Source organism: Tsukamurella sp. PLM1 (assembly GCF_023168325.1).
Lineage (GTDB): Bacteria > Actinomycetota > Actinomycetes > Mycobacteriales > Mycobacteriaceae > Tsukamurella.
This window is the reverse complement of record NZ_AP025688.1, coordinates 3,367,109-3,389,798: the sequence shown is the minus strand read 5'-3', so window position 1 is coordinate 3,389,798 and position 22,690 is coordinate 3,367,109. Positions and strand designations below refer to the sequence as shown.

Below are 22,690 nucleotides of genomic sequence, written 5' to 3'. Positions count from 1 at the left end.
TGGAACCCGCGACGGGGTTCGTGTGTGCTTCTCGGTATGAGCGAATACAGAGAGCACTGGAACCTGACCGCGGATCCTCCGACGGCAGCAGTCTACGCCCGGCTGGCGGACCTGCACGACGAATCCCGGAGGCGCACCGTCGAACTGCGCTCGCGGCGCCTGCGTCCCGGGCTGGCCCGGGCGCTGCGCCGGCTGGCTTCCGCCATCGAGCCCACGCCGACGACACCGACCTGTCCGGACGTCACCTGATCGACGCCCGACGAGCCCGAACCGGTCTCAGTTCTCGGGGGCACCGTCGGCGGAGGCGCCGGGGCCGGGGCCCACGTTGCGGGACTCCCGCGTGCGGATGTCGAGGACGTACTCCTGCGGGGCGCCGGCGATGTACGCGGCGTCGGCCATCACGCCCAGGTAGCGGGCCGAGGGCAGGCCGCCCTCGAACGCGTCGACCACGTACAGCCAGGCCAGGGTCGAGCCACCGTCGATGAGGTCCACCCGCACCTTGAGCTTGACGTGGATCCCGAGCTCGGAGCCCTCCCAGCGGTCCAGCGAGACCTCGTCGTCGGGTGTCACGTCGTAGAGCACCACGAAGACCTTGGCGTCGGGGTCCGACGGGTCCTCGGTGACGGTCGCGAGCGCGCCCTCCCAGCCGATGTCCTCACCGGAGAACGTCAGCCGCCAGCCGCGCAGCCACCCCGTGCCGTACATGGGCGAGTGCGGGGCGCGCTCGGCCATCTGGTCGGGGTGCATGTTGGAGCCGTAGGCGGCGTAGATCGGCACAGTTGGACTTTACCGTGCCCGGGCGCCGGTGGGCCGCGCCCGACGGTGCCCGCACGCGGCGGTGCGGCGGACGCTAGCGTTGCAGCCATGACGAACATCGTGATCATCGGCGGCGGTCCGGCGGGGTACGAAGCAGCACTGGTGGCGGTGGCGCACGGCGGTGACGTCACGGTGATCGAGTCCGACGGGATCGGCGGCGCCTGCGTCCTGTACGACTGCGTCCCGTCGAAGACCTTCATCGCCTCGACCGGCATCCGCACCGAGACCCGGCGCGCCGTCGACCTGGGCATCGAGCTGCATTTCGAGCGCGTCGAGATCGACGTCGAACGGATCAACTCTCGCGTCAAGGACCTCGCGGCGGCGCAGTCGGCCGACATCCGCGCCCGCCTCGCCGGCGAGGGCGTGCGGATCATCCGCGGCCGCGCGACGCTCGCGCCCACGGCGTCGGGGATGGCGCATCACGAGGTGAACGTGGTGACGCCGTCGGGCGGGGAGCAGGCCTTCGAGGCCGACGTGGTGCTCATCGCCACCGGCGCGTCGCCCCGCGTGCTGGAGTCCGCGCAGCCCGACGGCGAGAAGATCCTCACCTGGCGCCAGCTCTACGACCTCGAGGAACTCCCGACCCACCTCGTGGTGGTCGGCTCCGGCGTGACGGGCGCGGAGTTCGTGCACGCCTACACCGAGCTCGGCATCAAGGTGACCCTGGTCAGCTCGCGTGACCGGGTGCTGCCGCACGAGGACGAGGACGCCGCGCTGGTGCTGGAGGACGCGCTGCTCGACCGCGGTGTGTCCCTGGTCAAGCGGGCGTACGCCGACAAGGTCGAGCGCACCGAGGACGGCATCGTCGTGCGACTCACCGACGGCCGCGCCGTCGAGGGATCGCACTGCCTGATGACGGTCGGCTCCGTGCCCAACACCGCGGACATCGGCCTCGAGGACGTGGGGATCGAACTGGACAAGGGCGGCTACATCCCCGTCGACCGCGTCTCCCGCACGAAGGTTCCCGGAATCTACGCCGCCGGCGACTGCACCGGCGTGCTGCCGTTGGCGTCGGTCGCCGCCATGCAGGGCCGCGTCGCGATGTACCACGCGCTCGGCGAGGGCGTCTCGCCCGTGAAGCTGAAGACGGTGTCGTCGGCGATCTTCACCCGCCCCGAGATCGCGACCGTCGGCGTCTCGCAGGCCGCGATCGACGACGGCACGTACCAGGCGCGCACGGTCATGCTTCCGCTCGCGACCAACCCGCGCGCCAAGATGTCGGGCCTGCGCCGCGGGTTCGTCAAGATCTTCTGTCGCCCCAACACCGGGCTGGTGATCGGCGGAGTCGTGGTGGCGCCCAACGCTTCCGAGCTGATCCTGCCGCTCACCGTCGCGGTGCAGAACGGCCTCACGGTCGACGACGTGGCGCAGACCTTCTCCGTGTACCCGTCGCTGTCCGGCTCGGTCACCGAGGCGGCGCGGCAGCTGATGCGCCAGGACGACCTGGCCTAGCCGGGCGGACCGTCGACCGGTGCTTCGCCGCGCGTTCGGCGGAGCCTGTCGACGGTCAGTGCCGCCGAGAGGCAGGTGATGCCCACAACGCTGAACGGGCTGTACGGGGTGAGTTCCGCGATCCTGTTGAGCCGATTGTTCACCGTGTTGGGGTGCACGCCCAGCCGGCGTGCGGTGCGGCCCCGGTCCAGATCGCAGTCGAAGTACTGCTCCAGCGTGGCTCGCAGGTCCGCCTGGTGGAGCACCTGCGTGGTCGACGCGAGGAGGGCGTCGACGCCCGGCCCGGGCCGGGAGAGCTGGTACGCCATGAAGACGTCGGCGGGACGGTGCAGCCCGGCCGGGACCTGCAGCGCTTCGACCAGGTCGAGGACCTCGTCGGCCTGCCGCACGGCCGCCTGCATCTCCCCGATCGGGATGTTCTCGACCGCCGCTCCCTGGATCGCGGCGCCGGCGGCCGAGCGCAGTGCGGCCAGCAGCCGGTCGAGCCGGTCCGGTGACGTCGCATCGCCGTCGGACCGGGGGATCAGGACGTGGCCGCCGTGGCGATCGAGGAGCGGCAGGACGGCCGGGCGGCCGGAGTCGGTGCGGAGCAGCGCCAACATGCGGTGGAGCCGCCTGCGCTCGGCGATCGCCCGGACCGCGGGTGCCGGCCCGGCGTCCGCGGGGGACACGCGCAGTGCCAGGACGTCGTAGTTGTCGACGAGCTCGGTACCCAGGCGATCCGCGTCGGAGCGGGCGTCCTGGCCCAGGATGAGCAGCCGCGCGATCAGCGGCGCCGCTCCCGACCGTTCCTCGGCGATCGCGTCGCGTTCGGCCTGGTACGAGGTCGCCAGTTCGGCGAGGTACATCTCCTGGAGTCGCATCAGGGCACCCCGATCCAGCTCACGGCAGCGGCGCCGTCCGGTCCGCGGCACGCCCGGCCTCCTCGAAGAAGTCCTGGAAACCGCGCTCCCAGATGTGCATCAGGAGGGGCGCCGGCACGCCCTCGCGGGCGCGCTGCGCGGCACGCTCGCGGAGGAAGGACAGGGACTCGGGCGACGGCGTCGTGCAGTTCCGGAGGCTGTCCAGGATCAGGGCGTACGACCGGTTGGCGATCGCGGGCATCTCCGACTCGATGATCTCCGGCGGGTGGGTCGATGCGATCACCGCGGTGCGGATCGTGCGGTTCGCCAAGGTGCCGATCCTGGCCGAGACGTGCGCCAGGACCCGGTCGACCCCGTCGGGGCGCGGTACGCCGCCGGTGATGTCCTGTTGGTAGTGGATCATCGGTCGATTGTGTCACCGCACAATCGGCGCGGGCCGAGGTTGAGGCAAGTCACACCGCGTGGTCATTGTGATCGAACGCACACTTGATGCATGACGACGACCGAGAAACTTCAGTTCATGCGCATCCCGCTGGCGGGCGACAAGGGCTACCCGAAGCTGCATTTCGGGTCCCGCGACCTCCGTCGGACCGCAGGTGAGAGCGTATTTGACCAGTCCTACAGCCGCATCGCTCTCCGGCCCGTGGGGGTCAGCATCGGCGCCGAGGTCCAGGGTGTCGATCTCGCCGATCTGGATGGGGAGACCTTCTCCGAGGTGCATCGTGCGCTCCTGGAATGGAAGGTGCTGTTCTTCCGCGACCAGGCGCTGACTGGGGAACAGCACATCGCGTTCGCGAGGAAGTGGGGATCCATCGAGGTCAACGACTTCTTCCCGAACGGCGAGGTCCGGGAGATCTCCCGGCTCGCGAAGGACGATTCCGCGATCGGGATGGAGAACATCTGGCACAGCGACACCTCGTTCCGTCGCGAGCCCTCGAAGCTGTCGATCCTGCGCGGCATCGAGCTCCCGGCGTCGGGCGGGAACACGATGTGGGCCGACATGGCCGTCGCCTACGACAACCTGCCGGACGAGGTCAAGGAGAAGATCGACGGCCTGACCGCGACGCACAGCTTCGTGAAGTCCTGGGGCTTGACGATGACCGACGAGGCGATCGCCGCCATGAACCGGGTGCACCCGCCGATCCAGCATCCGGTGGTCCGCACCCACCCCGAGACGGGCCGCAAGTTCCTGTACGTCAACGAGCCCTTCACCGTCCGGATCGACGGCCTGCCCCAGGACGAGGCCGATGAGCTCCTCGAGTACCTGCTGTTCCAGGCCCGCGTGCCCGAGTACCAGGTGCGGTACCAGTGGTCGCCGGGCGATATCGCCATGTGGGACAACCGGATCACCCAGCACTACGCGGTGAGCGACTACTTCCCCCAGCGGCGCGTCATGGAGCGCGTCACCGTCAACGGCGACCAGCCGTTCTGATCCGCGCGACGAAGAGAGCAGGACGACCATGATCGAGCAGAAGGCGCTGTTCATCGACGGGGGTTTCGAGGCCCCGTCCTCGGCGGAGAGCATCACCGTGATCGGCGCGGCCACCGGTGATCCGATCGGGTGCGTGCCCGCCGCCGCGCCGGCTGACGTGGATCGCGCGGTCGCCGCCGCGCGCCGCGCGATGGCGCCGGGGTCGGCTTGGACGGGATGGGACGCGCAGGCCCGCGCGGACCTCCTCGACCGCCTGGCGGACGAGGTCGAGGCGCGCGGCGGCACCGTCGCACCGCTCGTCGCGCAGCAGAACGGGATGCCCGTCACCACCGCGATGGCGGTGGAGGTCGCCCTCCCGGCCGCCGTGTACCGGTACTACGCGGACCTGCTGCGCGACACCACCTTCTCGGAGATCCGCCCCGGCATCCTCGGTGGTTCCGTCCGCGTGGACCGGGTACCGGTGGGCGTCATCGGCGCGATCGTGCCGTGGAACTACCCCAATCTGCTCACCGCGTTCAAGGTCGCACCCGCGATCGCGGCCGGCTGCTCCGTCGTGATCAAGCCCAGTCCGGAGACGGTGCTCGACACGTACGAGTTCGCCGAGGCGGTCCTGGCTGCGGGTGTCCCCGCCGGCGTCCTCAACATCGTGCCGGGCGGGGCCGAGATCGGCGAGTACCTGGTCGGGCACCCGGGGATCGACAAGGTCACCTTCACCGGATCGACCGCGGTCGGGCGTCGGATCGGCGCCCGCTGCGGCGAACTGCTCCGGCCGGTGACCCTGGAGCTCGGCGGGAAGTCTGCGGCGATCCTGCTCGAGGACGTCGACCTGGCGGCCAGCGCGGAGGGACTGTTCCAGGCGACGCTGATCAACAACGGCCAGACCTGCGTCGCCAACACGCGGATCCTCGCGCCCCGCTCCCGCTACGACGAGACGGTCGAGTTCTTCGCGGAGCTGAGTCGCGGTGCGGCGATCGGAGATCCGCTCGACCCCACCACGCTCATCGGGCCGCTCGCGACCGCCCGGCAGCGGGATCGGGTGGAGGGTCACATCGCGCGGGGGCTCGCCGACGGTGCGCGGCTGGTCGTGGGAGGCGGCCGACCCGCGTCGCTCGAACGCGGATGGTTCATCGAGCCGACGGTCTTCGCGGACGTCGATCCCGCGAGTGCGCTCGCCCAGGAGGAGATCTTCGGCCCGGTGCTCAGCGTGATGCCGTACGACGGTGTCGACGAGGCGATCGCCCTCGCGAACGACAGTGCCTACGGGCTCGCGGGCACGGTGTGGACCTCCGATCCGACTGCCGCCGAGGCGATTTCTTCAGCGATCGATTCCGGGACCTTCGGGATCAACTACTTCATGCTCGACCCCGTCGCACCGTTCGGGGGTACCAAGGCGAGTGGTCTCGGCAGGGAGCTGGGACCCGAGGGTCTCGAGGCATGCCTGCGTCCGCGTTCCACCTATTCGGCCGTCTAACGGCACCTCAGCCCGTTCCACCTGGAGACACCCATGTCCATCATCGAAACCCACCCACTCGGCTCCCCGGTCGTCGGTCCCGCACGCCCTTCGGCCATGCGAGGTTGGCTGATCACAGCAATGCTCGCGCTGTTCATGATCGTCAACTGGGGCGACAAATCCGTCCTCGGTCTCACCGGCAAGGCCCTCATGGAGGACCTGGGCCTGACCCCCTCCCAGTACGGCTTCATCGGGAGCGCGTTCTTCTTCCTGTTCGGGATCGGGACCGTGCTCGGAGGATTCCTGGTCGACAGGATCAGGACCACGCCGATGCTCCTGGCGATGGGGGTGGTCTGGGCGGTCGTGCAATTCCCGGTGCTCGGCTTCGCTTCGTTCGGCGTCCTGCTGGCCGCGCGGATCGTCCTCGGCTTCGCGGAGGGGCCGGCGTCGCCGGTCGCGCTGCACGCGGTGATGAAGTGGTTCCCCGACGACCGTCGTGACGTACCCGCGGCGATCGTGATGGGCGCGTCGAGCCTGGGGCTGCTCGTCGCAGCGCCGGTGATGGCGTTCGTGCAAGTGACATGGGGTTGGCGCTGGTGCTTCGGTGTGCTGGGCATCGCCGGCCTGGTCTGGTCGCTGCTATGGCTGCTGATCGGTCGGGAGGGGCCGTACGACAAGGCGACCACCTCGGGGCCACAGGCGGGATCCTCCCCGTCCGAGTCGACCGATGCCGATGCCGGCCGCGTGCCGTTCCTCCGGATCCTCCGCTCGCGGACCTGGTTCGCCTTCGCCGTATCCGGGTTCGGCTGCTACGTGGTGACCGCGCAGCTCACCACCTGGGTGCCGACCTACCTGGGCACCGTGGCGGGCTTGGACACCGTCTCGATGGGGAACTGGATGGCCGCCACCGCCGCCGTGGGCGCTGTCGCGATGTTCTCCCAGGGGGCGATCTCCCGATTCCTGATCGCCCGCGGAGTGTCCAAGCGGCGCGCCAGGCCGGCGTCGCCTCCGTGTACATCCTCATCGCGGCGGCGTGCCTGGCCGCTTTCGTGTTCACCACCGGTACCGTGCAACTCCTGCTGATGCTGCCGGCGTTCAACCTGTTCGTCGCGACCTTCCCCGCGGGGAGCGCCGCGATCGCCCAGATCGCGCCGGTGGCGCAGCGCGGTGCCGCACTCGGCGTGCTGTTCGGTGCACTCGGCCTCGCGGGCGTCCTCGCCCCATACGTCACGGGCCGCCTGATCCAAGCGGCGGCGATCCCCGGTGACGGCTACCACCTCGCCTTCCTGATCGGCGCCGGCCTGCTCGTCGTCGCCGGGCTCACCGTCCTGTTCCTCGCCGACCCCGACCGCGACGCCGAGCGGCTCGCGGCCCTGACGAAATGACAGTCATGACCGAGATCATCAGCGGACACGCATCGACCCACGGCGACGATTACCAGCTCAACACGAGCACCCTGCTGCGGCACGCCGCCCGTACGTACCCGGAGCAGGAGATCGTCCATCGCGACCGGAGCGGGGAGTGGAACCGCTACACCTATGCGGACGCCTATGCGGGAGTGCAGAGGTCCGCCAACGTCCTCGCATCGCTCGGGGTGCAGCCGGGAGATGTCGTCGGGATCCTGGACTGGAACACCCGCAGGCACTTCGAGTTGTACTGGGCCATCCCGGGTATCGGGGCCGTCATGCTGCAGATGAACCTGCGCCTGGGCGAGGACGACCTGGCGTACGTCGTGGAACACAGTGGCGCCACGGTGATCCTGGTCGACGAGTCGCTACTGTCCGTAGCCGAGGCCGTCGCGCAGCGCACTCCGGGTGTGCGTCGTTGGGTGGTGATGGCGGACCGTCCGGTCACCGAGATCGAGACCTCCCTACCGGACGTCGCCGACTACGAGGAGATGATCGATTCTGTGCCTGCGACGTACGCATGGCCCGTGATCGACGAGCGCGCGGCCTACAGCGCCTGTTACACGACCGGGACCACTGGTCGGCCCAAGGGCGTCTACTACTCGCACCGGGGCATCGTGCTGCACACGATGGCGCAGGCGTCGAACTACCTGATGTCGTTCGACGACGCGGTCTTCTTGATCACGCCCATGTTCCACGCGCAGAGCTGGGGACTGCCGCAATCCGCGGTCTACACCGCCGCCAAGATCGTGCTTCCCGGGCAGTACTCCGCCGGGGACGTCGGCGTGCTGGTCGACGCGCTGATCGCGGAGGAGGTCACGGTGGCCAACGGTGCTCCCGCGATCTTCGGTCCCATGCTGGAGCACATCATGGCGCTCGACGAGAAGCCGGATCTCGGTCGCACTCGGCTCCTGTCGGGATCCACGGAGCCGCCGCTGGCGTTGATCCGAGGGTTCCACGAGCAGACCGGTGCGGACGTCATCCACGGTTACGGCGCCACCGAGACGACGCCGACCGCAGTGGTGAACCGCGGTACGAAGTTCTCGCTGCGCGAGCTCCCGGAGGAGGCGAAGTGGGATCTCAAACGGTGCCAAGGGCTTCCGATCAACGGGGTCGACATCAAGATCGTGGACGAGAGCGGTGAGGAGCTCCCGCACGACGGAGTGAGCCTCGGCGAGGTGTGGCTGCGCGGCCCGTGGATCACCTCGGCCTATCACGACCGTGAGGTGACGGAGGACGAGTTCGTCGGGGGCTACTGGCGCAGCGGCGACATCGGATCGATCGCGCCGACCGGCCACCTCAAACTCGCGGACCGGCTCAAGGACGTGGTCAAGAGCGGCGGCGAGTGGATCTCGTCCATCGACATGGAGAACGCGATCGTCGGCCACCCGCGGGTGCGCGAGGCCGCGGTCGTCGGCGTGCCGCATCCGACATGGCAGGAGCGGCCGGTGGTCGTCGTCGCCACCGTCGACGGGGATCCGCTGGACGCGGCCGACCTGCACCCCGTTCTCTCGGGCCGGTTCGCGAAGTGGCAGCTACCGGACACGGTGATCGTCGTGCCCTCGGTGCCACGCACCAGCGTCGGCAAGGTGGACAAGAAGGCGATGCGGCTGGAGTACCGGGACCTCTATCACGGAGCGCCGCTGTGACGTTCGTCCGCGGGCTGACGCGGCCGCGCCGGTTCACGCAAGGGGTGGATCCCGACCCGCGGTTCACGCTCGCCAATGAGCGCACTTTCCTGGCGTGGATCCGCACGGCGCTCGGCCTGATCGCCGCGGCGGTCGGGTTCGAGGCGTTCGGTCCCGACGTGTCGGCGCCGGTGCGCGCGATCGTCGTGGTGGGGTTGCTCGTCGCGGCCGTGGTGACGGCGATCGGCTGTTTCGTCCGATGGGGCGCCGTCGAAGCGGCGATGAGGACGGGCCGGAGCCTGCCCGTGCCGGCCCTCGCGCCGCTCATGAGCGGCATCCTGGTCGGTGCGGCCGGCACGCTCATCATCGCCCTCGGGTTTCGATGAGCCATGTGAGGGGGCGCACGCCGCCGCGCGCCGTGACACCGGGCTGCAGCCCGAGCGGACGTCGCTCGCGTGGGTGCGCACTCTCCTGAGCCTCGCGGCCGTCGCGGTGCTCGGCGTGCGGTGCCTGCCCGCGATGGACGACCGGATCTGGAGCGTCGTCGTTCCGGCCGGGGCACTCGCCTACGCCGTCGTCGCTCTCCTCCGGGTTCCCGCACGCCGGCGCCGTACCTGCGCGGCGTTCTCCGACGAACGGGCGGAGGTCGACGTGCTGGGCGCATCGGCCTTGGCGGGGACGGTGGTCGCGGTCGCGTCCACCGCGTTGGTCGCCGTCATGGGCTGAGTGTTCCGGTCCACGCTGCCGAGGGGCGTGGGTAGCGCCGGGCATCGGCTCCGCGGAAAAAGAACAGAAACAACCGCGTAGATGTTCGTGAGTGTTAGATTTCGTGAGAATTCGTTCCACGAACCTTGGAGGCTCGATGCTTCTCGCGGACGGTGCGCTCCGGCTGAACGTCGGACTGCTCGACTACGTCCTGGTGGCGATCTACTTCGTCTTCGTGCTGGGGATCGGCTACCTGGCCCGGCAGCAGGTCGCGTCCAGTCTGGACTTCTTCCTGTCCGGGCGCCGCCTGCCGGCGTGGGTGACGGGCATCGCGTTCGTCTCGGCCAACCTCGGCGCCGTCGAGATCATGGGCATGTCCGCGAACGGCGCCCAGATCGGCCTGTCGACGATGCACTACTACTGGATCGGCGCGATCCCGGCCATGGTGTTCCTCGGCCTGGTGATGATGCCGTTCTACTACGGGTCGAAGGTGCGCAGCGTCCCCGAGTTCATGCGTCGCCGATTCGGAACCGGTGCGCACCTGGTGAACTCGCTGAGCTTCGCCATCGCTCAGGTGCTGATCGCCGGGGTCAACCTGTTCCTGCTCGCGACCGTGGTGAACGCCGTGCTCGGGTGGCCGCGGTGGGTGTCGCTGATCGTGGCCGCAGCCGTCGTGCTCACCTACACCGCCCTCGGCGGGCTGTCCGCCGCGATCTACAACGAGGTCCTGCAGTTCTTCGTGATCCTCGCGGCGCTGGTGCCGCTCACCGTGATCGGCCTGATCAAGGTGGGCGGATGGAGCGGCCTCAAGGCGAAGGTGATCGAGACGACGAAGCCGGACGGCACCGTGACGGCCGCCGTCGGCGAACAGCTGCACACCTGGCCGGGCCAGGCGCTCAGCGGGTTCGATTCGCCGGTGTGGTCGGTGGTCGGCATCGTGTTCGGCCTGGGCTTCGTCCTCTCCTTCGGCTACTGGACCACCAACTTCGTCGAGGTGCAGCGAGCGATGGCGTCGAACTCGATGTCGGCGGCCCGGCGCGCCCCGATCATCGGCGCCGTCCCGAAGATGTTCATCCCCTTCGTCGTCGTGGTGCCGGGCATGATCTGCGCGGCGATGATCGGCGACATGATCCACCTCAAGTCCACCGGCACCGCCGACGGGATCACCTACAACGACGCGATCCTGCTGATGATGCGCGACATCCTGCCGAACGGCCTGCTCGGCGTGGCAGTGGCGGGCCTGATCGCCTCGTTCATGGCGGGTATGGCGGCGAACGTGTCCGCGTTCAACACGGTGTTCAGTTACGACCTGTGGCAGCAGTACGTGGTGAAGAACCGCGAGGACGGCTACTACATCCGCGTCGGCCGGATCGCCACCATCGCCGCCGTGGTGATGGCGATCGGCACGGCGACCATCGCCGCCGGGTACTCGAACCTGATGGACTACCTCCAGACCCTGTTCGGGTTCTTCAACGCCCCGTTGTTCGCGACGTTCCTGCTCGGCATGTTCTGGAAACGGATGACGCCCACGGCCGGCTGGGTCGGCCTGGTTGCCGGCACGCTCTCGGCGATCACGGTGTTCGTGCTGCAGGAGGTCGGCGTGATCGACCTCCCGGGGCAGGGCATGCCGTTCGTCGCCGCCTCCGCGGCCTTCGTGGTCGACATCGTCGTCTCCGTCCTTGTCTCGCTCGTGACCGTGCCCAAGCCCGACTCCGAGCTCGACGGCTTCGTCTACTCGATGACCGACAAGAAGACGCTGCAGGGCGATGAGGACGCGGCCGCGGCGTGGTACGCCCGTCCCGTCCCGCTCGGCGCCGCGGTTCTGTCCGCGACCGTCGCACTCGGCCTGATCTTCCACTGACGAGGAGTGAACGAATGACGAACCAACCCGAGAAGGCGCAGGCCAACGGTGAGACCACGCGGTCCTCGTCGCTGAGCCTGTTGTTCGACATCCGGATGATCATCGCTGCGCTGCTCGGCGTCTACGGGGTGCTGTTGCTCGTCGCGGGCCTCGCACCGGGGCTGGCGGAGCTCGGCGCCCGCGAGATCGCCCACACGCCCGACCGCGCGGACATGGCCGTCGGCAGCGCGGGCAACCTGTGGGTCGGTGGTGCGCTCGTGCTCGTGGCCGCGGGCTTCGCGGCGTGGGCGCTGATAGGTTCGCGGCGTGCTGGCAGCTGAGAGACGACGGGTGATCCTCGCGGCGACGGTCGCGCAGGGGGCCGTGCGGGTGATGGACCTGGCTCTCGAGCTCGGGGTCTCGGAGATGACCATCCGCCGCGATCTGGACCGCCTCGAGGAGGCGGGGGAGTTGACCAAGGTGCACGGCGGCGCCGTCCGCTCGGGCGGCTCGGCCGGACGGGGCCTCGAGCCCCGGTCCGCGCAGAAGGCGGTGCGCGCCACCGCGGAGAAGCGCGCCATCGCGCTGGCGGCGGTGGACCTGGTGGCGGACGGGATGACCATCGCGGTGGGCGCCGGCACGACCACCCTCGAGCTGGCGCGGCTGCTGCGCGGGCGCCGGGTGTCGGTGGTGACCAACTCCATCTCGATCTTCCACGTGCTCACCGACCCCGAGGAGGACAGGTTCACGGGCGAACCCGCCGTGCAGCTGACCGGTGGGCAGCGGACACCGTCGGACGCCCTGGTGGGGCCCGTCGCGAACGCGATGCTCGAGCGGGTGCGCTGTGACCTGGCGTTCGTCGGTGCGCACGGCATCGATCCGCGGGCCGGGTTCACCACCCCCAACATCGGTGAGGCGGAGACGAATCGGCGCCTCATCGGCAGTGCACGGTCGACGGTGCTGATGGTCGACCACACCAAGTTCGGCGAGATCGGCGCGCATCTGTTCGCCCCGTTCGCCGACGTGGACGGGCTGATCATGGACGACGGCGTCAGCGCCGCAGCGCGCGACGTCCTGGCCGCCGCAGTGCCGCTCACCGTCGCGAACGGAGGCACGGCGTGAACCGGGATACCGTGGAGCCCACCGCCACCCGGCTCGCCGACGGCCGCGCGATCCTGTTCTTCGGCGACGGCGGTGCGCCCTCGGTGGGCGTGGATCGCCGCGATCTGCCGGTCCGCCCGGCGGAGCCCGCCACCACGATCCGGCGCGACCCGACGACCGGCGACACCGTGATCGTGGCGCCGGCCCGCCAGGAGCGCACGTACAAGCCGCCGCGCTCCATGTGCCCCCTGTGCCCGGACCCCGACGGACTGTCCAGCGAGATCCCCGCCGCGGACTACGACGTGGTGGTTTTCGAGAACCGGTTCCCGTCGCTCGCGACGCCCGCCGGGTTCGTACCGGCGCCGACAGGCGGGGTTGCGGACCCCCTGCGCGTGGAGACGCCGGGCGTCGGCCGCTGCGAGGTGGTCTGCTTCACCAGCGATCACGAGGGCGCGTTCGCGGCGCTGTCGCCGCGGCGCGCGCGGCTGGTGCTCGACGCCTGGGCGCACCGTACGGCGGAGATGTTCGCGCGCGACGACATCGAGGAGGTGTACTGCTTCGAGAACCGCGGCGAGGAGATCGGGGTGACGCTGCCGCACCCGCACGGCCAGATCTACGGCTACCCGTTCCGGACGCGGCGGACCGCCGCGCTGCTGCGGACCGCAGCGGCGTACCGCGCCGAGCGCGGCGGGGACCTGTTCGAGGCGGTCGTCGCCGCGGAGATCGCCGACGGCGCAAGGGTCCTGGTGCGGACCGAGCACACCACGGCCTTCGTCCCGTACGCGGCGAAGTGGCCGGTCGAGGTGCACGTGTACCCGAACCGTCACGTGCACAACCTGACCGAGCTCAGTTCCGCCGAGGCCGACGATCTCGCGGCGGTGTACCTGACGATCCTGCGCGCCTTCGACGCGCTGTACGGCTCGCCGTTGCCGTACATCGCCTCCTGGCACCAGTACCGCACCGGTGCCGCGGAGGGGTATCTGCACGCCGAGCTGTTCTCGATCCGGCGCAGCGCCGACAAGCTCAAGTACCTCGCCGGTTCCGAGTCCGGCCGGGACGCCTTCATCACCGACAAGACGCCAGAGAACATCGCCGCGCAGCTGCGGGAGGCGATCGGATGACGGTGCGAGCCTACGCCCCCGGGCGGGTGAACCTCATCGGCGAGCACACCGACTACAACGCCGGGTTCGCCCTGCCCATCGCGCTCCAGTTCGGCGCCGTCGCCGAGTTCGACGGTGCGCGAACCGGCTCCGCCATCGAGGTCACCTCCGCGCAGGAGGACGGAGCCGTGACGGTACCGCTCGACACGGTTCCGCGCGGCGTGCCGGGGTGGGCCGGCTACGTGGCCGGGTGCGTGTGGGCGTTGCGGGAGAACGGGATCGATGTGTCCCCGGGATCGCTGCACATCGACTCCGCGGTGCCGGTCGGGGCGGGGCTCTCGTCCTCGGCGGCGATCGAATGCGCGGTGCTCACGGCACTCACCGCCGCGACGGACGGGCTGGACCGCACGGCGCTCGCGCGGACGGCGCAGCGCGCGGAGAACGAGTACGTCGGCGCGCCGACCGGTCTGCTCGATCAGATGAGCAGTCTGTACGGCGCGGAGGACACCGCCCTGCTGCTCGACTTCCGTTCCCTCACGGTGGAACCCGTGCCGCTGCGGCTCGGCGACGACGTGCTGCTCGCGATCGATTCGCGCACCCCGCACCAGCATGCGGCGGGGGAGTACCGGGCACGCAGGGAGGCGTGCGAGGCCGCGGCGGCGGCGCTGGGCGCGGCGTCGCTGCGGGACGTCGACGACGACGCCTGGCGTCGGCTGGCCGACGACACGACCCGCCGCCGGGCCCGGCACGTGCTGACCGAGAACCGCCGCGTGCTCGACGGTGCCGCGGCGCTGCGGTCGGCCGACCACACGAGGTTCGGCGAACTGATGAACGCGTCGCAGGAGTCGATGCGCGACGATTTCGAGATCACCGTGCCCGCCATCGATCTCATCGCGGAGGCGGCCGTGGCGCTCGGCGCGTACGGCGCCCGGATGACGGGCGGCGGGTTCGGCGGCACCGTCATCGCCCGGCCCCCGCGGCCGCCGCCGGCCGGATCACGGCCGAACTCCCCGCCCGCGTCGCCGGCGCCGGGCATCCGGAGCCGACCGTCACAGAAGTCCGTCCGGGCCGAGGGGCTCACCTCCTGGAGGATGCACGATCGAGTCGATGACACCGGTTTCGCCACAGCCCCGCGATACGGAGAGTATCTTCCGCAAAATGGAATACCCGGTCCGGGCGGGTCGGGTGGAAAGAGGTGCGACATGGCTCGACGACCCGGGGCAGTGCGTGCCGTGCTGGTGGGTGTCGTTGCGACGGCGGCGCTCGCCGGGTGCGGGACCGACGGCGAGGGCGCGGCGGTGAGCTCATCGAACGCGGCGGAGCCGCTTAAGACGATCGTGCTCATCAACCCGAACTCGAGTGGGAGCGCGACCGCCTCGATGGTCGAGCTGGCGACCGCGGAGGCGCGGGGCGCCGCGCGAATCGTGGGGATCACCAATGAGGGCGCGCCGGCCCTGCTGACGACGCCGCAGGACATGGAGACCGCAGCCCGGGGAGTGGTCAGGCGCGGTGTCGAGGCCGCTCGCGATCCGGAGGTGGCGGCGATCGTCGTCTCCGCGTTCAGCGACCCGGGTATGGCGGAGCTGGACGATGCGGTGACGGTCCCGGTGTTCGGCATCGGGACGGAGGCCTTCCGGGAGGCCGCTCAGGGCGGCCGCGCGTTCGGCATCGCGACGGTGACCTCCGATCCCGCTCTGGTGGAGTCCTTCCGGCAGAAGGCCGCCGAGCTCGGCATCGAGGGGCAGTACCGCGGCGTCCGCGTCACGCCCGGCGATGCGACGCAGCTGGTCACGTCGCCGGACCGGCTCGACGCGGCGCTCCGCGAGGCCGTGCGGCAGTCGGTGGATCAGGACGGCGCCCGTGCGGTGATCATGGGCGGCGGGCCGCTGTCGCCGTCGGCGCTTCGGCTGCAGCCGCAGTTCGACGTGCCGCTGGTAGTCGCAGTCAACGCCGCGATCCGGAGTGCCCTGAAGGTCGTGGAGTGAGGGGCACCGATCAGCCGAAGAATTCGGCGGCGTCGTCGTAGCGTTCCCGTGGGACGCGTTTGAGCTGTTTGACGGCCTCGGCGAGGGGGACCAGGCCGATGCCGGTGCCGCGTAGGGAGACCATCTGGCCGACCTTGCCGGCGTGCGCGGCGTCGGCGGCGTTGACGCCGTAGCGGGTGGCCAGTACCCGGTCGGCGGGGGTGGGCGTGCCGCCGCGCTGGACGTGGCCGAGGACGGTGGTGCGGACCTCCTTGTTGATCCGCTTCTCGATCTCCACACCCAGTTGGTGCGCGACGCCGGTGAACCGTTCGTGACCGAACTCGTCGGTGCCGCCGAGGCGCAGTTCCATGGTGCCCTCGGCGGGTTTCGCGCCCTCGGCGACGACCACGATGAAACTCGAGTGCCCGCGCTGGAAACGGCGTTTGATCAGCCGGCACACCTGTTCGACGTCGAACGGGACCTCGGGGATGAGCACCATGTGCGCACCCGACGCGAGCCCGGAGTTCAGCGCGATCCAGCCCGCGTGCCGGCCCATGACCTCCACCAGCATCACCCGCTGGTGCGATTCCGCGGTCGAGTGCAGCCGGTCGATGGCGTCGGTCGCGATGGTCAGCGCGGTGTCGAAACCGAAGGTGACGTCGGTGCAGTCGATGTCGTTGTCGATGGTCTTCGGCACCCCCACCACCGGGACGCCCTCGTCGGCGAGCCAGGACGCGGCGGTCAGGGTGCCCTCGCCGCCGATGGGGATGAGGACGTCGATGCCGTTGTCGTCGAGGGTCTGCTTGATCCGGTCCAGGCCGGCGCGCAGCACGTCCGGGTGGGTGCGGGCGGTGCCCAGCATCGTGCCGCCCTTGGTGAGCAGGCGATCGTTGCGGTCGTCGTTGGACAGTTGCACCCGCCGGTCCTCGAGCAGCCCACGCCAGCCGTCCTGGAAACCGACCACCGCCGACCCGTACCGGGAATCACTCGTCCGCACCACCGCGCGGATCACCGCGTTCAGGCCCGGGCAGTCGCCGCCGCCGGTGAGGACTCCGAGTCGCACTGCTCTCCCTTCGTCGTGGGAACGAGACCGTCCGGCCGTCGTCGTACTCGACTCATGAGACGTGACTCGGAACGTTTCGACAATGTCCGTGCCCATATGGGCGCGGATCGGCGCCCGGAGGATCTACCCTGAGGACGGCGGGATCGTCCCGGCCGCGACCTTCGGAGGAGGTTTCGATGAGGTCCATGGGGCCGGCCGAGGTGGTCCAGGCCGCCGCCATCGCGCGGCGGTTCTACTTCGACGGGAAGTCGAAGATGGAGATCGGCGCAGAGTACGGGCTGTCCCGATACAAGGTGGCGAGGATCCTCGACGCCTGTATCGAGTCGGGTCTGGTCCGAATCGAGGTCAACACCGATGCGGCGATCGACGCGGACCTGTCGGAGCGGCTGCGCCGCGCCTACGGCTTACGGCGCGCGCTGGTCGCCACCGGCTCCTTCACCGACTTTGACGGCCTGCGGCACGGCCTCGGACGCGTCGCTGCGGACCTGCTCAGCGAGGTCGTGACCGAGTCGGACGTGCTCGGCGTCGGCTGGGGGCGCACTCTGGACGCCATGGCGCAGCACGTCCGGGACCTGCCGCCGTGCACGATCGTCCAGATGTCCGGCGTGGTGGGCGACGTCCAAGCCAGCTCGGTCGACCTGGTGCGCCAGCTGACCTCGGTCTCGCGCGGCCCGCAGTACCCCATCTACGCCCCGCTCATCATGTCGGACCAGCGGATGAAGGCGGCTCTCGCGCGGCAGCCCGGCGTGTCCGCGGCGATGGCGTTGTGGAAGCGGATCACGGTCGCCGTGGTCGCCGTCGGCAGCCTGGACCTGACGGGCTCCCAGGTGTACGCGATGCTGTCGGATCAGGGTCGTGCGGAACTGGATTCGCGGGGAGTCGCCGCCGAACTGTGCGCGATCCAGTTCGACGCCGAGGGGCGTCCGGTGCGCACCAACTACAGCGGGCGCACGCTGGCCATCTCGTATCGCGAACTGAGCGCGGTCGACGAGGTCATCGCCATCGCCGGCGGCCACCAGAAGGTGGAGGCGATTCGTACGAGTCTGATCAGCGGGGTGGTCACGTCGCTCGTCACCGACCGCGAGACAGCGATCTCGTTGCTGCGCGTCGCGCCCGCCGAATCGACCGATCGTGCGTGATGCCCATATGGGCGTGACGGTTGTCACTCCGAATCGGGATGCATAGGTTCCGTCCTGTGACTCGTCGACCACTGAGCATCTGAACCTCCCTCGCTCTTCACGTCGACTCCGTGAGAAAAGGACCGACCATGCCCATCGCGACCCCCGAGGCCTACCGGGAGATGCTGGACCGTGCCCGTGAGGGCGGTTATGCGTACCCGGCGATCAACTGCACGTCGAGTGAGACCGTCAATGCCGCGATCAAGGGCTTCGCTGATGCCGGCAGTGACGGGATCATCCAGTTCTCCACCGGCGGTGCCGAATTCGGTTCGGGGTTGGGGGTCAAGGACATGGTGGTCGGTGCGGTCGCGCTGGCCGAGTTCGCGCACGTGGTCGCCGCGCAGTACGACGTGACCGTCGCGCTGCACACTGATCACTGCCCGAAGGACAAGCTGGACACCTATGTCCGCCCGCTGCTGGAGATCTCGCAGGAGCGGGTGGACGCGGGTCGGAATCCGTTGTTCCAATCGCACATGTGGGACGGCTCGGCGGTGCCGCTGGAGGAGAATCTGGAGATCGCCCGGGAGCTGTTGGCGAAGGCGAAGGCCGCGAAGATCGTTCTGGAGATCGAGATCGGTGTGGTCGGCGGTGAGGAGGACGGCGTCGAGAACGAGATCAACGACAAGCTGTTCACCTCCGATGAGGATTTCGCGAGGACCGTGGACGCGCTCGGCGCGGAGGGGTATCTGCTCGCGGCGACGTTCGGCAACGTTCACGGCGTGTACAAGCCGGGGAATGTGAAGCTTCGCCCGGAGGTGCTGCGTGACGGTCAGGCGGTCGCGTCGGAGAAGTTGGGGCTGCCGGCGGGGAGTAAGCCGTTCGATTTCGTGTTCCACGGTGGCTCGGGTTCGCTCAAGAGTGAGATCGAGGAGTCGTTGAGCTACGGGGTGGTGAAGATGAACGTCGACACCGACACCCAGTACGCGTTCACGCGTCCGGTGGCCGGGCACATGTTCGCCAACTACGACGGTGTGCTCAAGGTGGACGGCGAGGTCGGCAACAAGAAGACCTACGACCCCCGCAACTATTTGAAGAAGGCCGAGACCTCCATGGCCGAGCGCGTCGTCGAGGCCTGCAACGATCTGCACTCCGCCGGCAAGTCCATCAGCACGACGTAGTCGGGACCGGCTGCGCCCCAGACTCATCCCGTCCGTCGCCGCGGAGACACCGCGAACGGACACACCCGAAAGGAACACGACCATGACCATTCGCGTAGGCATCAACGGTTTCGGCCGGATCGGCCGCAACTTCTTCCGGGCCGTCGCCGCCCAGAAGGCCCTCGGCGGCGCCGCCGACATCGAGATCGTGGCGGTCAACGACCTCACCGACAACGCCATGCTGGCGCACCTGCTCAAGTTCGACTCGATCCTCGGACGCCTCGACGCGGACGTGGTCGCCGACGGCGACTCCATCCGGGTGGGCGATCAGGTCATCACCGCGCTCGAGGTCCGCGAAGGCCCCGCCGCCCTGCCCTGGGGCGACCTCGGCGTGGACGTCGTCGTCGAGTCCACCGGCATCTTCACCGCGCGCGACAAGGCGCAGGGCCACCTCGATTCCGGCGCCAAGAAGGTCGTCATCTCCGCCCCCGCTTCGGGTGAGGACATCACCATCGTGATGGGCGTCAACGACGACAAGTACGACGGCAGCCAGAACATCATCTCCAACGCCTCCTGCACCACCAACTGCCTCGGCCCGCTCGCGAAGGTGGTCAACGACGAGTTCGGCATCGTCAGCGGCCTGATGACCACCGTCCACGCCTACACCCAGGACCAGAACCTGCAGGACGGCCCGCACAAGGACCCGCGCCGCGCCCGCGCCGCGGCGATCAACATCGTGCCCACCTCCACCGGCGCCGCCAAGGCCATCGGCCTCGTCCTGCCCGAACTCCAGGGCAAGCTCGACGGCTACGCCCTGCGCGTGCCGATCCCCACCGGCTCGGTCACCGACCTCACCGTCGAACTGGGCAAGCGGGCCACCGCCGACGAGATCAACGCCGCCATGAAGGCCGCGGCCGAGGGGAAGCTCAAGGGCATCCTCAAGTACTACGACGCCCCGATCGTCTCCTCCGACATCGTCACCGACCCCCACAGCTCCCTGTTCGACGCCGGCCTGACCAAGGTCATCGACGACCAGGCCAAAGTGGTCTCCTGGTACGACAACGAATGGGGCTACAGCAACCGCCTCGTCGACCTCACCGACCTCGTCGGGAAGTCGCTGTGATGGCGTCCGGTGAGATCGTCCAGGTAGGCGCCCGCGAGATCCTCGATTCCCGTGGTAACCCCACGGTCGAGGTCGAGATCGTGCTGGCCGACGGCAGCTTCGCCCGCGCGGCGGTGCCGTCGGGTGCGTCGACGGGTGAGCACGAGGCGGTGGAGCTGCGGGACGGCGGTGACCGCTACCTGGGCAAGGGTGTGACGAAGGCTGTTGAGGGGGTGTTGGAGGTGATCGCGCCCGAGGTGATCGGCATCCCGGCTGATGAGCAGCGGATCATCGATCAGACCCTGTTGGATCTGGACGGCACCCCGGATAAGAGCCGTCTCGGCGCGAACGCGCTGCTCGGCGTCTCGCTGGCCGCGGCGAAGGCCGCCGCGGAGTCGGCGGCGTTGCCGTTGTTCCGTTACTTGGGTGGGCCGAACGCGCACATCCTGCCGGTGCCGATGATGAACATCCTCAATGGTGGCGCGCATGCGGACAGTGGTGTCGATGTGCAGGAGTTCATGGTCGCGCCGATCGGCGCGGAGACTTATCGGGAGTCGTTGCGGTGGGGTGCGGAGGTGTATCACGCGCTGAAGTCGGTGCTCAAGAGCAAGGGGCTGAACACCGGTTTGGGTGATGAGGGTGGTTTCGCCCCGTCGGTGGCCGGTACTCGTGAGGCGTTGGAGTTGATCTCGGAGGCGATCGGTAGGACGGGCCTGAAGCTGGGCACCGATGTGGCGCTCGCGCTCGATGTGGCGGCGACCGAGTTCTACGGCCCGGAGGGCTACACGTTCGAGGGCAAGGTGCTCAGCGCTGCTGAGATGGGTGAGTTCTACCGTGGTCTGGTGGGGGAGTTCCCGCTGGTGTCGATCGAGGACCCGTTGTCGGAGGACGACTGGGAGGGCTGGGTCGATCTGACCGACGCCATCGGTGACAAGGTGCAGTTGGTGGGTGATGATCTGTTCGTGACGAACCCGGAGCGTCTCGAGGACGGTATCGCCCGCGGCGCCGCCAATGCGCTGCTGGTCAAGGTCAACCAGATCGGCACGCTGACCGAGACGCTGGACGCGGTGGCGCTGGCCCACAACAACGGGTACAAGTCGATGATGAGTCACCGGTCGGGTGAGACCGAGGACACCACCATCGCTGATCTGGCGGTCGCCGTCGGCAGCGGCCAGATCAAGACGGGTGCTCCCGCCCGGTCGGAGCGGGTGGCGAAGTACAACCAGCTGCTGCGCATCGAGGAGGAGCTGGGCGACGCCGCGCGGTACGCCGGCGACACCGCGTTCCCCCGCTACGGGGCCTGACCGGCCCGTCGTCGATCACAGCACCGTTGCCAATCGCCGGACGGCCTCGCGGAGGTCGTCCGGCGATCCGGTCGTGAAGCAGAAGCGCAGTGCATGGCCGAGGTCGCGCTGCACCGCGAACGCGGCGCCGGGGACGTAGGCGACGCCGGCGTCGACGGCCCGGGTGAGCACTTCGGACGTCGCTGTGCCGTCGGTGAATTCGCCCCACAGGAACATCCCGCCCTCGGGGGTGGTGAGGCGCAGCCGGTCGCCGAACGCGTCGGTCAGCGCGGTGTGCAGGGCGAGGGCGCGCTCGGAGTAGACGGTGCGGATCCGCCCGACGTGCTCATTGAGCCACGCGGTGTCGGCGAGCAGGTCCGCCGCGATCGCCTGGGTCAGGCTCGAGCCACACAGGTCGGCGCCCTGCTTGAGCCTCTCGACCAGCGCGAGAACCCCTGCGTCGCCGTGCATCCAGCCGACCCGCAGCGCGGGCGCGACGATCTTCGACGCCGACGACAACCGCAGCACCCGATCCGAGAACGACGCGACGGGCGGCACCGTCGAACCTGCGAACCGCAGGTCCCCGTACGGATCGTCCTCGACGATCCAGAAGCCGAATTCATCGGCGAGGCGGGCGAGTTCGCGGCGTCGCTCCTCGGTGAGGGTGGCACCGCCGGGGTTGTGGAAGTTCGAGACCGTGTGCACGATGCGGACGCGCGGGCGCTCGAGGATCGGTCGCAGCTCGTCGACCCGCATGCCCGCGGAGTCCATCGGGATGCCGATCACTTCGGCACGTGTGGTGTCGAACGCCTGCAGCGCGCCGATGTAGCCGGGGTCCTCGACGATCACCACATCGCCGGGGTCGAGCAAAGCCTGCGCCAGGAGCGAGAGCGCCTGCTGCGAACCGTGCGTCACCACCACCGATCCCGCGTCCCGGCCGAGCCTCGCCGACTCCCGCGCGTGCACCACCTCCCGTAGGGCGGGGCTTCCGGTGGTCACCCCGTACTGCAGGATCGACGGGGCGGCGAGCGCGAGTTCCGCCGCGCTCGCGACACGGTCGGTCGGCAGCAGCTCCGGCGCCGGCAGGCCACCGGCGAGCGAGATCACGCCGGGGCGCTCGGTGATCGCGAGCAGGTCGCGGATCGCCGAGCCGCGCACCGCCCGGACGGACTGGGAGCCGAGTTCTGCGGACATGCGGACATACTTCCAC

23 protein-coding genes and 1 pseudogene are annotated in these 22,690 nt (G+C 69.5%); 19 read left to right on the top strand and 5 right to left on the bottom strand.

From position 1 onward, the window contains the following. Positions 1-36: 36 nt before the first annotated feature. Positions 37-249, top strand: coding sequence for a hypothetical protein (locus tag MTP03_RS17395; RefSeq protein ID WP_248489298.1), 213 nt, complete (start codon positions 37-39; stop codon positions 247-249). A gap of 27 nt (positions 250-276) precedes the next feature. Here MTP03_RS17395 and MTP03_RS17390 read toward each other — a convergent pair whose 3' ends face one another. Continuing rightward, positions 277-777 carry a gamma-glutamylcyclotransferase gene (locus tag MTP03_RS17390; protein WP_248489297.1) on the bottom strand — a complete coding sequence of 167 codons (501 nt, stop codon included), beginning with the start codon at positions 775-777 and terminating at the stop codon, positions 277-279. Between the two features lie 87 nt (positions 778-864). Here MTP03_RS17390 and MTP03_RS17385 point away from each other — a divergent pair, with 87 nt between their 5' ends. Continuing rightward, a complete protein-coding gene (locus tag MTP03_RS17385; RefSeq protein WP_248489296.1) occupies positions 865-2,268 on the top strand; it encodes an NAD(P)H-quinone dehydrogenase in 1,404 nt (467 codons plus the stop codon). On the opposite strand, the gene MTP03_RS17380 is transcribed toward MTP03_RS17385, so the two are convergent. After that, positions 2,265-3,131, bottom strand: coding sequence for a CdaR family transcriptional regulator (locus tag MTP03_RS17380; protein ID WP_248489295.1), 867 nt, complete (start codon positions 3,129-3,131; stop codon positions 2,265-2,267). The genes MTP03_RS17385 and MTP03_RS17380 overlap by 4 nt on opposite strands. 19 nt (positions 3,132-3,150) lie before the next feature. Beyond that, positions 3,151-3,534, bottom strand: a complete 384-nt coding sequence (locus MTP03_RS17375) for a hypothetical protein (protein ID WP_248489294.1) — start codon at positions 3,532-3,534, stop codon at positions 3,151-3,153. Between the two features lie 90 nt (positions 3,535-3,624). Between MTP03_RS17375 and MTP03_RS17370 the strand changes: the two genes are divergently transcribed. The 13 genes and pseudogenes from MTP03_RS17370 (at position 3,625) to MTP03_RS17310 (ending at position 15,778) form a co-directional block, all read left to right on the top strand. Continuing rightward, positions 3,625-4,563 carry a TauD/TfdA family dioxygenase gene (locus MTP03_RS17370; protein WP_248489293.1) on the top strand — a complete coding sequence of 313 codons (939 nt, stop codon included), beginning with the start codon at positions 3,625-3,627 and terminating at the stop codon, positions 4,561-4,563. A 28-nt stretch (positions 4,564-4,591) separates the two neighbouring features. Then, positions 4,592-6,034, top strand: coding sequence for an aldehyde dehydrogenase (locus MTP03_RS17365; protein ID WP_248489292.1), 1,443 nt, complete (start codon positions 4,592-4,594; stop codon positions 6,032-6,034). 33 nt (positions 6,035-6,067) lie between these two features. Further along, positions 6,068-7,096 (top strand): MFS transporter, encoded by a 1,029-nt coding sequence (locus tag MTP03_RS17360; RefSeq protein ID WP_248489291.1) that lies wholly within the window; start codon positions 6,068-6,070, stop codon positions 7,094-7,096. Continuing rightward, positions 7,081-7,398 carry an MFS transporter gene (locus MTP03_RS17355; RefSeq protein ID WP_248489290.1) on the top strand — a complete coding sequence of 106 codons (318 nt, stop codon included), beginning with the start codon at positions 7,081-7,083 and terminating at the stop codon, positions 7,396-7,398. Before MTP03_RS17360 ends, MTP03_RS17355 begins: the two co-directional genes overlap by 16 nt. Positions 7,399-7,403: 5 nt before the next feature. Next, complete coding sequence (locus tag MTP03_RS17350) at positions 7,404-9,068, top strand: long-chain-fatty-acid--CoA ligase (RefSeq protein WP_248489289.1); 1,665 nt, start codon at positions 7,404-7,406, stop codon at positions 9,066-9,068. Then, positions 9,065-9,433, top strand: coding sequence for a YidH family protein (locus MTP03_RS17345; RefSeq protein WP_248489288.1), 369 nt, complete (start codon positions 9,065-9,067; stop codon positions 9,431-9,433). The genes MTP03_RS17350 and MTP03_RS17345 overlap by 4 nt, the downstream gene beginning before the upstream one ends. Positions 9,434-9,506: 73 nt before the next feature. Further along, a complete protein-coding gene (locus MTP03_RS17340; RefSeq protein ID WP_248489287.1) occupies positions 9,507-9,773 on the top strand; it encodes a hypothetical protein in 267 nt (88 codons plus the stop codon). Positions 9,774-9,909: 136 nt separating this feature from the next. Next, complete coding sequence (locus MTP03_RS17335) at positions 9,910-11,613, top strand: sodium:solute symporter family protein (protein WP_248489286.1); 1,704 nt, start codon at positions 9,910-9,912, stop codon at positions 11,611-11,613. A gap of 14 nt (positions 11,614-11,627) precedes the next feature. Next, a complete protein-coding gene (locus MTP03_RS17330; RefSeq protein WP_248489285.1) occupies positions 11,628-11,933 on the top strand; it encodes a hypothetical protein in 306 nt (101 codons plus the stop codon). After that, a complete protein-coding gene (locus MTP03_RS17325) occupies positions 11,920-12,714 on the top strand; it encodes a DeoR/GlpR family DNA-binding transcription regulator (protein ID WP_248489284.1) in 795 nt (264 codons plus the stop codon). Before MTP03_RS17330 ends, MTP03_RS17325 begins: the two co-directional genes overlap by 14 nt. Then, entirely contained in the window at positions 12,711-13,814 is a 1,104-nt protein-coding gene (gene galT, locus MTP03_RS17320) for a galactose-1-phosphate uridylyltransferase (RefSeq protein WP_248489283.1), read from the top strand. Before MTP03_RS17325 ends, galT begins: the two co-directional genes overlap by 4 nt. Continuing rightward, positions 13,811-14,904, top strand: a pseudogene (gene galK / locus MTP03_RS17315) (galactokinase). Before galT ends, galK begins: the two are co-directional and overlap by 4 nt. Beyond that, positions 14,885-15,778, top strand: a complete 894-nt coding sequence (locus MTP03_RS17310) for an aspartate/glutamate racemase family protein (protein WP_371820795.1) — start codon at positions 14,885-14,887, stop codon at positions 15,776-15,778. Before galK ends, MTP03_RS17310 begins: the two are co-directional and overlap by 20 nt. A gap of 10 nt (positions 15,779-15,788) precedes the next feature. Here MTP03_RS17310 and MTP03_RS17305 read toward each other — a convergent pair whose 3' ends face one another. Then, the gene (locus MTP03_RS17305; protein WP_248489282.1) at positions 15,789-16,820 is read right to left on the bottom strand and encodes an ATP-dependent 6-phosphofructokinase; all 1,032 of its coding nucleotides are present in this window, start codon (positions 16,818-16,820) and stop codon (positions 15,789-15,791) included. 176 nt (positions 16,821-16,996) lie between these two features. Here MTP03_RS17305 and MTP03_RS17300 point away from each other — a divergent pair, with 176 nt between their 5' ends. The 4 genes from MTP03_RS17300 to eno all read left to right on the top strand — a co-directional run bounded on the left by MTP03_RS17300 (position 16,997) and on the right by eno (position 21,501). Continuing rightward, positions 16,997-17,959, top strand: a complete 963-nt coding sequence (locus tag MTP03_RS17300; RefSeq protein WP_248489281.1) for a sugar-binding transcriptional regulator — start codon at positions 16,997-16,999, stop codon at positions 17,957-17,959. Positions 17,960-18,087: 128 nt separating this feature from the next. Further along, complete coding sequence (fbaA, locus tag MTP03_RS17295) at positions 18,088-19,116, top strand: class II fructose-bisphosphate aldolase (protein WP_248489280.1); 1,029 nt, start codon at positions 18,088-18,090, stop codon at positions 19,114-19,116. 82 nt (positions 19,117-19,198) lie between these two features. After that, positions 19,199-20,218, top strand: coding sequence for a type I glyceraldehyde-3-phosphate dehydrogenase (gene gap, locus MTP03_RS17290; RefSeq protein ID WP_248489279.1), 1,020 nt, complete (start codon positions 19,199-19,201; stop codon positions 20,216-20,218). Beyond that, positions 20,218-21,501: a phosphopyruvate hydratase gene (eno, locus tag MTP03_RS17285; protein ID WP_248489278.1), complete on the top strand. Its 1,284-nt coding sequence runs from the start codon at positions 20,218-20,220 to the stop codon at positions 21,499-21,501. Before gap ends, eno begins: the two co-directional genes overlap by 1 nt. A gap of 15 nt (positions 21,502-21,516) precedes the next feature. On the opposite strand, the gene MTP03_RS17280 is transcribed toward eno, so the two are convergent. Further along, a complete protein-coding gene (locus MTP03_RS17280; RefSeq protein WP_248489277.1) occupies positions 21,517-22,674 on the bottom strand; it encodes a PLP-dependent aminotransferase family protein in 1,158 nt (385 codons plus the stop codon). Between the last annotated feature and the right edge of the window lie 16 nt (positions 22,675-22,690).